This window comes from Pseudomonas sp. CFII68 (assembly GCF_000416195.1).
GTDB lineage: Bacteria > Pseudomonadota > Gammaproteobacteria > Pseudomonadales > Pseudomonadaceae > Aquipseudomonas > Aquipseudomonas kilonensis.
On the sequence record NZ_ATLN01000113.1, the window covers coordinates 1 to 13,309 of the forward strand.

The following is a 13,309-nucleotide window of genomic DNA, read 5'->3' on the forward strand; positions in this document are numbered from 1 at the left end:
AAGCCGCCGTTACAAAAAAACGGATATACACACAAATCCTAAGTAAGGCAGCCGCAAGGCATCAAACCCGAAACCGCCCCACCAACGTCTGCAAATGCACCCCCAGCCGCGCCAGCTCAGCACTGGAGGCGGCAGTCTCCTCACTGGACGACGCCGTTTGCTCCGACACATCACGCACATTCAGCACGCTACGGTTGATCTCCTCAGCCACCGCACTCTGCTGCTCGGCGGCGGCGGCGATCTGCTGGTTCATCGACTGGATCGCCGAGACCGTACGAGTGATGTTCTCCAACGAGCCCCCCGCACGGCGGGTCAGTTCGACGCTGCTGTCGGTCAGGTTGCGGCTGTTGTCCAGGGTGGTCGCGACCTGTTCGGTGCCTGATTGCAGGCCGACGATCAGTTGCTCGATTTCTTCAGTGGATTTCTGGGTGCGCTGGGCCAGGCTGCGAACCTCGTCGGCCACCACGGCGAAACCACGACCGGCTTCTCCCGCGCGAGCCGCCTCGATTGCCGCGTTGAGGGCCAGCAGGTTGGTCTGTTGGGCGACGGACTTGATCACGTCCAGCACACTGCCGATCTTGTCGCTTTCTCGCTTCAAATCGCCCATGGCGGTGGTGGAGTTACCGACTTCGAGTGCCAGGCGTTCGATTTGGGCAATCGCTTCTCCGACCACCTTGTCGCCTTCGCGCGCCTGGGCATCGGCAGCGGCTGCGGCCTCGGAGGCTTCTTCGGCATTGCGGGCCACTTCCTGCACCGTGGCGGTCATTTCGTGCATGGCGGTGGCGACCTGGTCGGTTTCCACTTTCTGGCTGTTGACCCCGGCGCTGGTCTGTTCGGTCACGGCTGAAAGCTGCTCGGCGGCGCTGGCGATTTGCGTGACGCCCTCGCTGATGCCGCCGATCAATTGCCGCAGACCCACGGTCATGCTCTGCATGGCGCGCTGCAGCTGGCCCAGTTCGTCGCGGCGGTCGGAGTTGAGGTTGTGGGTCAAGTCACCCGCCGCCACACGTTCGGCGATCTTGAGGGTCTGGCCCAGGGGGGCGACGATCTGCCGGGTGATGACCAAGGCAGCGATGACACCGAACAGCAACGCGAGCACGGCAGCCGATGCCAGGAAGGTCTTGGCCTTGGCTGCGTCGTGGTCGCGAACGGCCGTCTGGGACGCTGTCAGCTTTTGGCTGGCGTCGATCAATACGTCGCCTTGTGATGCCATGCGCTTGAGTGCCGCGGCGTTATCAATCTGGGAGTCGCGGAACTGGCTGACCGCTGTGCGGTAGGCATTGATCGAGTCGTTGGCCTGTTGCAGGTTGGCGGCATGCTCCTCGGGCAATTGCTCTGGCAAGCGTGCGAGAAGTTTGAGGACATTGTCGATGGCCTCAAGGGCCGGTTGCTGGGCTTCGTTCTTGCCGCTGTAGGTATAGCCGCGAACTTGATAGCGCGCTTGCTGGACCGCCTTGCTCAGGGTCACAACGCTGTTGAACTGGGCGACGCTGTCGCCTTGCAGTAGCGATTTCTCTACTTCAGTGACGCGGGCCACGGCGTTGTCGGCACTGGCGCCAAGTTTGCTGCGGGCATCTTCACGGCTAACGGTAGCGCGGGTCATCTCGGCGAAGGCGCTTTTATACTCGGCAACGGCGGCCAATTGTTTATCGATCAGCGCTACATCGGCCGGTTGCTCAATCAGTTGGCGGGCGGTCTTCAGCCCTGCTTCGAGTTTGTCAATCAGGTCGTTGACTTGCTGCGGGCCGTTCTCGCCCCGTGTGGTGTAGTAGTCCATGCGGGCGAGGCGCAAGTCCTTGGTCAAATCGTTCAGGCTGGCAATGAACCCCAGTTTGTCGCCACGGCTGATCACGTTACCCAAGCCGCTCCAGCCGGTGAAGGCGATGATCACGGTCAGGAACAGCACCAGGCCGAAGCCGAAACCAAGTTTGCGATTGACGCCTATGTTACCTAGCCATCGGAACATGCCGTTACTCCCAGCAGCGTTGAGTTTATATGCTGGAAGTTATATCGACCGGTTGGAAGGGATCTGTAGCGAGTAGGCGTCAGTTGCTTTGCGTAGCGAGCAAGCTGCCTCGCCACGTGTTCCCGCTTTTTCGGTGCTTAGACTTTGAAACGTCCTACCAGCGTCTGCAAATGAACCCCCAGCCGTGCCAGCTCGGCGCTGGAGGCGGCGGTTTCCTCACTGGAGGAGGCGGTTTGTTCGGACACGTCGCGAACGTTCACGACGCTGCGGTTGATCTCTTCGGCCACGGCGCTCTGCTGCTCGGCAGCGGCGGCGATCTGTTGGTTCATCGACTGGATCGCCGAGACCGTGCGGGTGATGTTTTCCAGTGAGCTACCGGCCCGGCGGGTCAGTTCGACGCTGCTGTCGGTCAGGTTGCGGCTGTTGTCCAGGCTGGACGCGACCTGTTCGGTTCCGGTCTGCAGGCCAAGGACCAGTTGCTCGATCTCTTCGGTGGACTTCTGGGTGCGCTGGGCCAGGCTGCGCACCTCGTCGGCCACCACCGCGAAACCACGCCCGGCTTCACCGGCCCGGGCCGCCTCGATGGCCGCGTTGAGGGCCAGCAGGTTGGTTTGCTGGGCCACGGACTTGATCACGTCCAGGACGCTGCCGATCTTGTCGCTCTCGCGTTTGAGGTGGCCCATGGCTTCGGTGGAATTGGCCACCGCGTTGGACAAGCGCTCGATCTGGGCGATGGCTTCACCGACCACCTTTTCGCCTTCGCGAGCCTGTTGGTCCGCGGCGACCGTTGCTTCGCTCGCTTGCTCGGCATTACGCGCCACTTCCTGCACCGTGGCGGTCATTTCGTGCATGGCGGTGGCGACCTGGTCGGTTTCCACTTTCTGGCTGTTGACCCCGGCGCTGGTCTGTTCGGTCACGGCTGAAAGCTGTTCGGCGGCGCTGGCGATTTGCGTGACGCCGTCGCTGATGCCGCCGATCAATTGCCGCAGACCCACGGTCATGCTCTGCATGGCACGCTGTAGCTGGCCCAGCTCGTCGCGTCGCTCGGAGCTGAGGTTGTGGGTCAGGTCGCCTGCCGCCACGCGCTCGGCAACCTTCAGGGTCTGCTCCAGCGGGGTGACGATCTGCCGGGTGATCGCCATGGCAGCGATCACCCCGAACAGCAGGGCCAACGCGGCGGCCGAGATCAGGAGGAGGTTGGCTCGGGTGGCCTCGTGGTCGCGCACGTCCGTTTGGGACAGCGTGATGTCTCTACTGGCCCCGCGTAGCACAACCCCCAAGTCGGACATGCGCTTGATGGCGGCAGCGCTGGCGGTCTGGGCTTCATGGAACTGGCTGATCGCGGCACGATAGGCCTTGAACGACTCACTGGCCTGTTGCAGGTTGGCGGCGTGTTCAGCGGGTAGTTGGGCCGGCAGGTCGCCGAGCGCTTTCAGCGCGTTATCGATGGCATCCAAGGCCGGCTGCTCGGCGTCGGCCTGGCCGCTGTAGGTGTAGCCGCGAACCTGATAGCGGGCTTGCTGGATGGCCTTGCTCAGGCTCACCATGCTGTCGAGTTGAGCCGCGTTGTCGCTTTGCCGTATGGCATTTTCAACGCTGGCGACTCGGGCCACGGCGTTATCGGCGCTGGCGCCCAGTTTGCTGCGCGCATTCTCTCGACTGACGTTGGCGCGGACCAATTCGGCAACGACAGTCCTGTACTCGGCGACAGCCGCCAGTTGCTTGTCGATGAGCGCCACGTCGGCCGATTCCTCGATCGATTGGCGAGCAGCCTGTAGCCCAGGCTCCAATTTACCGAGGAGATCGTTGAGGTCACCTGGACCTTTCTCGCCGCGGGTCGCGTCGTAATCCATGCGCGCGGAGCGCAGGTCCTTGGTCAGGTCGTTCAGGCTGGCGATGAGCCCCAGCGTGTCGCCGTGGGCAATCACCTTACCCAGGCCGGTCCAGCCGGTGAAGGCGATCATCACGGTCAACAACAGTACCAGGCCGAAACCGAAGCCGAGTTTGCGATTAACGCCTACGTTACCTAGCCATTGGAACATGCTGATACTCCCTTGAAGGGCGGAATTGCTTTGTATAAAGCACTATCGGCTCATAAAGGGGGAGCAGGAGAAATGAGTTAGATGCGTTTGGAATACCGTCGCAAACCAAAGGGGTCAGAACAGTCGTGCGAGCAGCGCTGTAACCGCGGTCTCGACCCGCAGGATCCGCTCACCCAGTTGTACCGGTTGCAAGCCGGCCTTGCCCAGCAGGTCGATCTCGTAGGGAATCCAACCGCCTTCGGGCCCGATGGCCAAGGTCACCGGTTCGGTCAGCGCGCGAGGGCAGGGCGGGTAGTTGCCGGGGTGACCGACCAGGCCCAAGGTGCCGTCGGTGATGGCCGGCAGGCGGTCCTCGACGAAGGGTTTGAAGCGTTTCTCGATAACCACCTCAGGCAACACGCTGTCCCGGGCTTGTTCCAGGCCCAGGATCAGTTGCTCGCGGATGGCCTCGGGTTCGAGGAACGGTGTCTGCCAAAAGCTCTTTTCCACGCGATAGCTGTTGACCAGCACCACACGCGGCACGCCCATGGTGGCGACGGTCTGGAACACCCTCCGGAGCATTTTCGGACGCGGCAGGGCCAGCACCAGGGTCAGCGGCAACTTGGCCGGTGGAGGCTGGTCGAGGGTCACTTGCAGTTCGGCCTCGCGGGCTTCCAGGCGCAGCACCTGGGCGGTGCCCATCAGCCCGCCGATGCGCCCGACGCGCAGGCTGTCACCGACGGCGCTGCGATGGACTTCCTGCATGTGGGTCAACCGGCGATCGCTCAGGACCACGCGGTCAGGCCCGATGAAGTCGGCCTCTTCGAGCAGCAGCAGGTTCACGCTTGGGTCGCTGGCGGCTGGTCGTTGTGGTCATCGACCGGCTGTTCCTCGGGTTCTTCTGCCCGGCGCTTGCGTACCAGGCCACCGAACAGGATGCCGATCTCGAACAGCAGCCACATCGGCACAGCCAGCAAGGTCTGGGAGAAGATGTCCGGCGGGGTCAGGATCATGCCGACCACGAAGCAGCCGATGATCACGTAGGGGCGGATCTTCTTCAAATAGGCCACGTCGACCACGCCGATCCACACCAGGAGCACCACGGCCACCGGGATTTCGAACGCCACGCCGAAGGCGAAGAACAGCGTCATGACGAAATCCAGGTAGCTGCTGATGTCGGTCATCATTTCCACGCCCGCCGGGGTGGCGGCAGCGAAGAACTTGAAGATCAGCGGGAACACCAGGTAATAGGCGAAGGCCATGCCGGTGTAGAACAGCAGGATGCTGGACACCAACAGCGGCACGGCGATGCGTTTTTCGTGCTTGTACAGGCCCGGCGCGATGAAGCCCCAGATCTGGTGCAGGATCACCGGGATCGCCAGGAACAGCGAGACCATCATCGTCAGCTTCAGTGGCGTCAGGAACGGCGACGACACGTCGGTGGCGATCATTGTCGCCCCTACCGGCAGGTACTGGCGCAGCGGCGTGGAGACGAAGGTGTAGATCTGCTGGGTGAAGGAAAACAGTCCGGCGAAGATGATGAAAACCGCCGCGACACAACGCAGCAGGCGGGTGCGCAACTCGGTGAGGTGCGATACCAGCGGCATCGGCTGGTCGTTTTCAGGGAGATCGCTCATGGGGCTCGCGGCGGCAAAGTAGGGTCGTTAGGCGCAGGGACAGCAGCGGGCGCTGCGTCCGCTACCGTCGGTGTCACTGGCGTTGGTTCAGCCGCCGACCCCACGCCATCCACGGGTGCCTGGGGCGCAATCGCCTGTTCGGCCACGGGCTGAACAGGCGTCGGTTCCTGTTGGGTCGGCGTGAAGATTTTCCGCGCTTCCTGTTCCAGGGACAGAATATGTTCGTTGTGAAGTTGCCGACGGATGTCGTCGGCACCGATTTCACGTTCAACTTCCTGTTTGATCGCATTGAAGCTGCGCTTCAGGCGCCCGATCCACAGACCGGCGGTGCGCGCAGCCCCCGGCAGACGCTCGGGGCCCAGTACCAGCAGGGCGACGAGGCCGACGAGCAGCAGTTCAGTGAAGCTGATCCCAAACATTAGTCAGTGCTCACGAGTCTTTGCGGATGGGCTCTTCGACTTTCTGGGCCTGCACGTCGATGGTATTCGGCGCATTCACCGGCTGGGTGGCCTGTGGGTGTACCGGTTGGGTCGGTTGTGCGGCCTGAGCCTGGCCTGTCGTCGGATCGGCCGGTTTCTCATCATCGTTCATGGCCTTGCGAAAACCCTTGATCGACTCGCCGACATCGGTGCCGAGGTTTTTCAGTTTCTTGGTACCGAACACCAGCACCACGACGACCAGGATGACGACCCAGTGTTTCCAGTCAAAAATACCCATGTGGCTATTCCTCTCAAAAGTTGATCAGGCGGACGGGCGCGAGGCTTTCTCGACGTGCCCGGACAGACCGAAGCGACGGTCCAGTTCATCCAGTACGGCCTGCGGATGCTGCCCAAGTTGGGCCAGCATGACCAGGCTGTGGAACCACAGGTCGGCGGTCTCGTAGATCACGTCGCTGCAATCGCCACTGATGGCGGCGTCCTTGGCGGCGATGATGGTCTCGACCGACTCTTCGCCGACTTTCTCCAGAATCTTGTTCAAGCCCTTGTGGTACAGGCTGGCGACATAGGAACTGTCGGCCGCGGCGCCCTTGCGCTCTTCCAGCACCTGGGCCAGGCGGGTCAGGGTGTCACTCATGGGTATGTCCTGAATAAATGGCGTGCGGGTCCTTGAGCACCGGGTCGACGGTTTTCCAGTCGCCGTTCTCGAAGACGCGATAGAAGCAGCTTTGACGGCCGGTGTGGCAGGCAATCTCACCGACTTGCTCGACCATCAGGATGATGACGTCGCCGTCGCAGTCCAGGCGCATCTCATGCAGGTGCTGCACGTGCCCGGACTCTTCACCTTTGCGCCACAGCTTGCCACGGGAACGTGACCAATAGATGGCGCGGTTCTCGGCGGCGGTCAAGGCCAGCGCTTCGCGGTTCATCCAGGCCATCATCAATACGCGCCCGGTCTTGTGGTCCTGGGCGATGGCCGGCACCAGGCCGTCAGCGTCCCATTTGATCTCGTCCTGCCAGTTTTTCATCTTTGACTCCGACCATGGGCCGCGCACCTGACGTCGGCGGGCCCAGCGTTGAAACAGTGTGCCAGCGCGAACCGGTGCTGGCTATCGGCGAACGACCAGATACAAACCAACGATCACCATGATTCCGGCGGGCCAATGGCCCAATTCGCTCAACGGTCCACCAGCCGCCAGCATTGCGCCACCTCCCAGGTGAGCCGCGCCAAGCAGCCGCAGGAACCAGTCATCCTTGCGTCGGTGCCACGGCGGCGCCGGGTCGTGTGCGTGGGGTTGGGACATGCGTTCGAGCAGGTCGCGGGTCATGTTGGCCAGGTGCGGGAGCTGCTCGAACTGGCTTTGCACGTTGCCCAGCAAGGTCTTGGGGCTGACGCGCTCGCGCATCCAGCGTTCGAGGAACGGCTGGGCGGTGTTCCACAGGTCGAGGTCCGGGTACAACTGACGGCCGAGGCCTTCGATGTTCAGCAGGGTTTTCTGCAACAGCACCAACTGTGGCTGGACTTCCATGTTGAAGCGTCGCGCGGTCTGGAACAGGCGCATCAGCACCTGGCCGAAGGAAATATCTTTTAACGGTTTTTCGAAGATCGGTTCGCACACGGTACGGATCGCCGCTTCGAATTCGTTGAGCTTGGTCTCGGCCGGCACCCAGCCCGAATCGATGTGCAACTGGGCGACGCGACGGTAGTCACGCTTGAAGAAGGCGAACAGGTTGCGCGCCAGATAGTCCTGGTCTTCGGGGGTCAGGCTGCCGACGATGCCGCAGTCGATGGCAATGTATTGCGGGCTCCACGGCTGCACTGTGCTGACGAAGATGTTGCCCGGGTGCATGTCGGCGTGGAAGAAGCTGTCGCGAAATACCTGGGTGAAGAAGATTTCCACGCCGCGTTCGGCGAGCATCTTCATGTCGGTGCGCTGGTCGGCCAGGGTCGCCAGGTCAGTCACCTGGATGCCGTAGATGCGCTCCATCACCAGCACTTTCGGCCGGCACCAGTCCCAATAGACTTGCGGCACATAGAGCAGCGGCGAGCCTTCGAAGTTGCGACGCAGTTGGCTGGCGTTGGCCGCCTCGCGCAGCAGGTCGAGTTCGTCGTAGATGGTTTTTTCGTAGTCCTGGACCACGTCCACCGGGTGCAGCAGGCGGGCATCGGCCGACAACCGTTCGGCGGCGCGAGCGAGGATGAACAGCCACGCCAGATCCTGGGCGATGATCGGCTTGAGGCCCGGGCGAATGACCTTGACCACCACTTCTTCGCCGCTCTTGAGCTGGGCGGCGTGAACCTGGGCCACGGAGGCCGAGGCCAGGGGCTCGACGTCGAAGCGGCTGAAGACTTCGCTGATCTTCTTGCCCAGTTGTTCCTCGATCAGCGCCACCGACACCTTGGAATCGAACGGCGGCACGCGGTCTTGCAGGCGCATCAGTTCATCGGCGATGTCTTCGGGCAACAGGTCGCGCCGGGTCGAAAGGATCTGCCCGAACTTGATGAAGATCGGCCCCAGGTCCTGCAAGGCCAGGCGCAAGCGCGCGCCGCGACTCAGGTCCAGCGTTCGCCGGGGGAACCAGCGCCACGGCAGCACGAAGCGCAATGCCAACAGAAACCAGGGCAACGGCAGGGCGAACAGCAGGTCATCGAGGCGGTAGCGGATCACGACGCGCTGGATGCGCAACAAACGGCGGACGGCAAGCAGCTTCATGCGTTATCGCTTGGTTTCAAGGGATCGGGAAAGGCGCTCGAAACGCGCCTCGAGACGTTCCAGGTCAAGTTTGATCTGGTCCAGTTCATTAAAACGGGCTTGTGCTTCGCGTTGGCCTACGAGGGTACGCGATTCTTCGGCCAGGTATTCACTCAGATTCTGTCCCAGGCTGGCGAAGCCCTGGCGATACCAGCGGCTGCGGCTACGCAAATGGCCGCTGAGCAATTGGGTCGCCACCGGACCGATCCAGCGGGACACTTCGTATTCCCAGTCCAGCTCCAGGTCCTGGAGAATCGCCGCCAGCTCCAGCAGTACGCCGCTGTCGCCGTCGAGCTCCACGTCGGGGCGGTGCAGCACCGCGGTCTTGTCCTTGCCCAGGGCCAGGTTCAGCAGGCTCGACGCCGGGGCGCGCAGCGTGCAATCCGCTTCGGCCTCCCAGTGCGCGGCGAGCAGCAGGCCTTCATCGCTGGGCAGGATGAACAACCGCAACGCCGGGCTGCGACAGTCCACGGCAATCACGCTGCCGCTCAAGTGTGCCAGGCGCGCGAGCGCCGTGCTGTCCAGGCGCAGCACCCGGTTGAGGCCCAGTTCGACGCTGGCGAGCAGGCCGGTGAGCAGCATCAGGGTTTGATGCCGCGATGCAGGGCGACGATGCCCGCGGTCATGTTGTGGTAGGTCACGCGGTCGAAACCGGCCTCGACCATCATCGACTTCAGGGTTTCCTGGTTCGGGTGCATGCGGATCGATTCGGCCAGGTAGCGATAGCTTTCCGAGTCATTGGTGATCAGCTTGCCCATCAGCGGCATGAAGGCGAACGAGTAGGCGTCATAGGCCTTGGACATCAGCGCGTTGGTCGGCTTGGAGAACTCCAGCACCAGCAGGCGGCCACCGGGCTTGAGCACGCGCAGCATCGAACGCAGGGCATCTTCCTTGTGGGTGACGTTGCGCAGGCCGAAGGCGATGGTCACGCAGTCGAAATGGTTGTCGGGGAACGGCAGCTTTTCAGCGTCGGCCTGGACGAACTCGACATTGCCGGCCACACCCAGGTCCAGCAGGCGGTCGCGACCGACCTTGAGCATGGATTCGTTGATGTCGGCCAGGACCACCTGGCCGGTCGGCCCGACAATGTGGGAAAACTTCTTCGTCAGGTCACCCGTGCCACCGGCGATGTCCAGCACGCGATTGCCGCTGCGCACGCCCGACAGCTCGATCGCGAAACGCTTCCACAGGCGGTGCATGCCGCCCGAGAGCAGGTCGTTCATCAAGTCATACTTGGCGGCTACGGAGTGGAAAACCTCGGCGACTTTTTCCGCTTTCTGGCTTTCCGGCACGTTCTTGAAGCCGAAGTGAGTGGTGGGTTCGGCATCGCTGCCTTTGCGCTGATCAGTCATATCGCGGTCACCAAAAAAGAATGCGGGACATTCTAATCCCGGTAGAGGGCTTTGTCTTGGCAAGGCTGAAGGTAAGATGGGCTACCGCCGGGACGTTTTGACGCAGCCAGGGTTTGAAACGTTCAGGCAAGTCCCGATAAAACAGGAGTCACCCGATGGCCCGTATAACTGTTGAGCGTGCCCATGGCCTGGGCAAGGAAGCGGCGCGAGAGAAAGCCGACAAGCTGGCGCAGAAGTTGTCCGACAGCTATGGCCTGGAGCCGCAGTGGGTGGGCGACACCCTGAAACTCAAGCGTTCCGGGGTCAAGGGCGAAGTGCATGTGGGCGAGGACTCGATCCGCGTCGACGTGGAACTGGGCATGTTGATGTCGGCCATGAGCGGCACGATCAAGAGCGAAATCGAAAAAGCACTGGATAAGGCGTTGGCCTGATCGACCGAAAGGGGGGTGAACACAGAATCAAAGTTCACCACCAAACTCTGTGGGAGCGGGCTTGCTCGCGAAAGCGGTGGATCAGTCAACATCAATAGTGAATGACACACCGCATTCGCGAGCAAGCCCGCTCCCACAGGGTCGGTGTTGTTCAGTGGATATGAGGGGTGTCAGGCGAAGAGTTCGCCCTGCAACTCATCGAGCAACGCCTGGATCGCATCCAGGCGCTGTTGCGGGTCGTCGAGTTGCAGCAGGTCGATCTTGTCCAGCTCGTTGAACGGCAGCAGGTAGGCCAGTTGATTGGCCAGCGATTGCTGGCCGGTCGCTTCGGTGCCCATGTTCAGCGCCTCGACCATCGGGTGCTCGGCCAGGGCCTTGAGCAGCGCCACCAGGTCGGCGTCTTCCTCTTGCAGCGGTTGCTCCGGCTCTTCCTCCAGCCACTCGACCTCGGCGACGGTCAGTTGATCCGCCTGGACGCTGCTGCCATGGACGATAAAGCGCCGCCCGCCCTGCACGCGAATGCCCAGCAGACCATTGTCCTGCTGGGAGAAATCGGTGATGCGCGCCTCACAACCGACCCGCGCATAGCCTTCAGGCGCGATGCCGACTTCCTCGCCATCGAGGATGCACACCACGCCGAAGCCTTCGCCCTTTTTCATGCAGCGCCCGATCATGTCGAGGTAGCGCGCCTCGAAAATCTGCAAGTCGAGGATGCAACCGGGGAACAGCACGGTGTTCAACGGGAAAAGCGGCAAGCTCATAACCAATTCCTTAAACCGTCATCGACACCACCAACGGCAGCAACACCGCCGTGGCCACGCCCATCAGACTCATCGCCAGCGCCGCAAAGGCGCCGGTTTCCTCGCTTTCCTGCAACGCCACCGACGTGCCCACGGCATGGGCCGCCAGCCCCAGGGCCATGCCCCGGGCCTCAGGGCTATGGACACCCAACCGGGTCAAAATGCTCGGGCCGAGAATCGCCCCAAGCACACCGGTGATCAACACGAACACCGCCGCCATCGCCGCCACACCGCCGATCTGCTCGGCCACCAGCATGGCGATCGGCGAAGTCACGGACTTGGGCGCCATGGTCATCAGAATCATGTGCTCGGCACCGAAGGCCCAGCCCAACACCACCGCAGAGCCCGTGGCAAACACCCCAGCTATCACCAGCGTAGTAAAAATCGGCCAGAACAACTGCCGGATCCGTCGCAGGTTCAAATACAGCGGCACCGCCAGGGCGACCGTGGCCGGGCCCAGCAAGATGCTGAGGATCTCGGTGCTCTTGCGGTATTCGGCATAGTCGATGCCGCAACCGACGAGCACGACGATCAACAGTACCATCGACATCAGCACCGGTTGCAGGAACACCCAGCGAGTCTTTTCGAACGCCGCCAGCACCAGTTGATAGGCGCCCAGGGTAATGCCGATGCCGAACAGCGGATGGTGAATCACCGAGGTCCAGGCACCTTGCCAGTCGAGCATCATTGGCTGTCCTCCGGGGCGGCGACGTGACGCCGGGCCAGGCGCTGCATCAGCACCCCCGTCAACGCCACGGACAGCACCAGCGACAAGGTCAACGCGCCGACGATGGCCCAGAAATCGGCGGCAATCGCCCCGGCGTAGACCATCACCCCCACGGCGGGCGGCACCAGCAGCAAGGGCAGATAACGCAACAGGCTACTGGCGGCCAGGTTCAACGGCTCGCTGACTTCGCCGCGCACCACCAGATAACCCAGCAACAGCAGCAGACCAATGATCGGCCCCGGCAGCACCGGCAAGAACAAATGATTGATCGCAGTGCCCAGCAATTGAAACAGCACCAGCCAGGTCAGGCCCCGTAGCAACATCCGCTCTCTCCCCCACAAACACCCATGAACCCCGCCCCGTAGAAACCACCTGCAGAAGCTGCCTGTAGGAGCTGCCGAGTGCAACGAGGCTGCGATCTTTCCCCTGCCAATTGAGTCTGAAGCGAAAAATCAACAAATCAAAAGATCGCAGCCTTCGGCAGCTCCTACAGGGAGTAACCAGACGACACATTTAAACACGCCCGCGCTATGGTTCGGCATTCGTAAAAAGCATGGTCGATGACCTTCCCGGCGCGCCATGTTGATCTACAGTGGTTCTCCGGGGACGCCAATCCCCGTTCCAGAAAAAGTAAAACCGATGAACCCAAGGAGAGTCTCAATGCCCTACGTCCCCGTTGCAGCGCTCAAAGATTATGTCGGCAAGGAACTTGGACGTTCCGAATGGCTCACCATCGACCAGGAGCGCATCAACCTGTTCGCCGAAGCCACTGGCGACTTTCAGTTCATCCACGTCGATCCGGTCAAGGCCGCGCAGACCCCGTTTGGCAGCACCATCGCCCACGGTTTCCTGTCGCTGTCGCTGATGCCCAAGCTGATGGAAGACATCCTGATCCTGCCCGAGGGCGTGAAAATGGTCGTCAACTACGGGCTGGACAGCGTGCGCTTCATCCAACCGGTGAAGGTCGATTCCAAGGTCCGGCTCAAGGTCGACCTGGTGGAAGTCACCGAGAAAAAACCTGGCCAATGGCTGCTCAAGGCCACCGCCACGCTGGAGATCGAAGGTTCGGAAAAACCGGCCTACATCGCCGAGCCGCTGTCGCTCTGCTTCGTGTAAACCTGCGCGGTCGCGAAACCGCTCAGGCAGTTTCGCATCGCTTCTCTGTATCCAAGGGGCATAGCTGCG

15 protein-coding genes and 2 pseudogenes are annotated in these 13,309 nt (G+C 62.0%); 2 read left to right on the forward strand and 15 right to left on the reverse strand.

The annotated features are described in order from the left end of the window. Window positions 1–61 precede the first annotated feature (61 nt). The 12 genes and pseudogenes from CFII68_RS28285 to ubiE form a co-directional block, all read right to left on the reverse strand. Window positions 62–934, reverse strand: coding sequence for a methyl-accepting chemotaxis protein (locus CFII68_RS28285; RefSeq protein WP_371103554.1), 873 nt, complete (start codon window positions 932–934; stop codon window positions 62–64). After that, window positions 920–1,966 (reverse strand): annotated as a pseudogene (locus tag CFII68_RS28290) (methyl-accepting chemotaxis protein); the annotation flags it as partial. The gene CFII68_RS28285 and the pseudogene CFII68_RS28290, both read right to left, overlap by 15 nt. A gap of 137 nt (window positions 1,967–2,103) precedes the next feature. Further along, the gene (locus tag CFII68_RS06810) at window positions 2,104–4,008 is read right to left on the reverse strand and encodes a methyl-accepting chemotaxis protein (RefSeq protein WP_018611215.1); all 1,905 of its coding nucleotides are present in this window, start codon (window positions 4,006–4,008) and stop codon (window positions 2,104–2,106) included. A gap of 114 nt (window positions 4,009–4,122) precedes the next feature. Then, window positions 4,123–4,830: a 16S rRNA (uracil(1498)-N(3))-methyltransferase gene (locus CFII68_RS06805; protein ID WP_018611217.1), complete on the reverse strand. Its 708-nt coding sequence runs from the start codon at window positions 4,828–4,830 to the stop codon at window positions 4,123–4,125. Beyond that, entirely contained in the window at window positions 4,827–5,624 is a 798-nt protein-coding gene (gene tatC, locus CFII68_RS06800; RefSeq protein WP_018611219.1) for a twin-arginine translocase subunit TatC, read from the reverse strand. The genes CFII68_RS06805 and tatC overlap by 4 nt, the downstream gene beginning before the upstream one ends. Continuing rightward, window positions 5,621–6,043: a Sec-independent protein translocase protein TatB gene (gene tatB, locus CFII68_RS06795; protein ID WP_018611222.1), complete on the reverse strand. Its 423-nt coding sequence runs from the start codon at window positions 6,041–6,043 to the stop codon at window positions 5,621–5,623. The genes tatC and tatB overlap by 4 nt, the downstream gene beginning before the upstream one ends. A 10-nt stretch (window positions 6,044–6,053) precedes the next feature. Beyond that, the gene (locus CFII68_RS06790; RefSeq protein ID WP_018611224.1) at window positions 6,054–6,341 is read right to left on the reverse strand and encodes a twin-arginine translocase TatA/TatE family subunit; all 288 of its coding nucleotides are present in this window, start codon (window positions 6,339–6,341) and stop codon (window positions 6,054–6,056) included. Between the two features lie 24 nt (window positions 6,342–6,365). Continuing rightward, entirely contained in the window at window positions 6,366–6,698 is a 333-nt protein-coding gene (locus tag CFII68_RS06785) for a phosphoribosyl-ATP diphosphatase (protein ID WP_003186671.1), read from the reverse strand. After that, window positions 6,691–7,089 carry a phosphoribosyl-AMP cyclohydrolase gene (gene hisI / locus CFII68_RS06780; RefSeq protein ID WP_003196931.1) on the reverse strand — a complete coding sequence of 133 codons (399 nt, stop codon included), beginning with the start codon at window positions 7,087–7,089 and terminating at the stop codon, window positions 6,691–6,693. The genes CFII68_RS06785 and hisI overlap by 8 nt, the downstream gene beginning before the upstream one ends. 81 nt (window positions 7,090–7,170) lie before the next feature. Further along, window positions 7,171–8,775: a ubiquinone biosynthesis regulatory protein kinase UbiB gene (ubiB, locus tag CFII68_RS06775; RefSeq protein WP_014336148.1), complete on the reverse strand. Its 1,605-nt coding sequence runs from the start codon at window positions 8,773–8,775 to the stop codon at window positions 7,171–7,173. Beyond that, a pseudogene (locus CFII68_RS06770) lies at window positions 8,772–9,396 on the reverse strand (SCP2 domain-containing protein). The gene ubiB and the pseudogene CFII68_RS06770 overlap by 4 nt, the downstream one beginning before the upstream one ends. Further along, on the reverse strand, window positions 9,396–10,166 hold the full coding sequence (gene ubiE / locus CFII68_RS06765; protein ID WP_003196937.1) for a bifunctional demethylmenaquinone methyltransferase/2-methoxy-6-polyprenyl-1,4-benzoquinol methylase UbiE: 771 nt from the start codon (window positions 10,164–10,166) through the stop codon (window positions 9,396–9,398). Before ubiE ends, CFII68_RS06770 begins: the two are co-directional and overlap by 1 nt. A gap of 155 nt (window positions 10,167–10,321) precedes the next feature. Between ubiE and CFII68_RS06760 the strand changes: the two genes are divergently transcribed. Continuing rightward, a complete protein-coding gene (locus CFII68_RS06760; RefSeq protein WP_018611231.1) occupies window positions 10,322–10,597 on the forward strand; it encodes a polyhydroxyalkanoic acid system family protein in 276 nt (91 codons plus the stop codon). A 170-nt stretch (window positions 10,598–10,767) separates the two neighbouring features. Here the strand turns inward: CFII68_RS06760 and CFII68_RS06755 are convergent, their stop codons facing one another. The 3 genes from CFII68_RS06755 to CFII68_RS06745 are packed head-to-tail and all read right to left on the reverse strand — an operon-like array spanning window position 10,768 to window position 12,447. Further along, window positions 10,768–11,358, reverse strand: coding sequence for an LON peptidase substrate-binding domain-containing protein (locus CFII68_RS06755; protein WP_014340384.1), 591 nt, complete (start codon window positions 11,356–11,358; stop codon window positions 10,768–10,770). A 10-nt stretch (window positions 11,359–11,368) separates the two neighbouring features. After that, window positions 11,369–12,085 carry an LrgB family protein gene (locus CFII68_RS06750; protein ID WP_003205906.1) on the reverse strand — a complete coding sequence of 239 codons (717 nt, stop codon included), beginning with the start codon at window positions 12,083–12,085 and terminating at the stop codon, window positions 11,369–11,371. Further along, window positions 12,082–12,447 (reverse strand): CidA/LrgA family protein, encoded by a 366-nt coding sequence (locus CFII68_RS06745; RefSeq protein WP_014340386.1) that lies wholly within the window; start codon window positions 12,445–12,447, stop codon window positions 12,082–12,084. Before CFII68_RS06745 ends, CFII68_RS06750 begins: the two co-directional genes overlap by 4 nt. A gap of 337 nt (window positions 12,448–12,784) precedes the next feature. On the opposite strand from CFII68_RS06745, the gene CFII68_RS06740 reads away from it, so the two are divergent. Continuing rightward, a complete protein-coding gene (locus CFII68_RS06740) occupies window positions 12,785–13,240 on the forward strand; it encodes a MaoC family dehydratase (RefSeq protein ID WP_003205908.1) in 456 nt (151 codons plus the stop codon). Window positions 13,241–13,309: the final 69 nt, after the last annotated feature.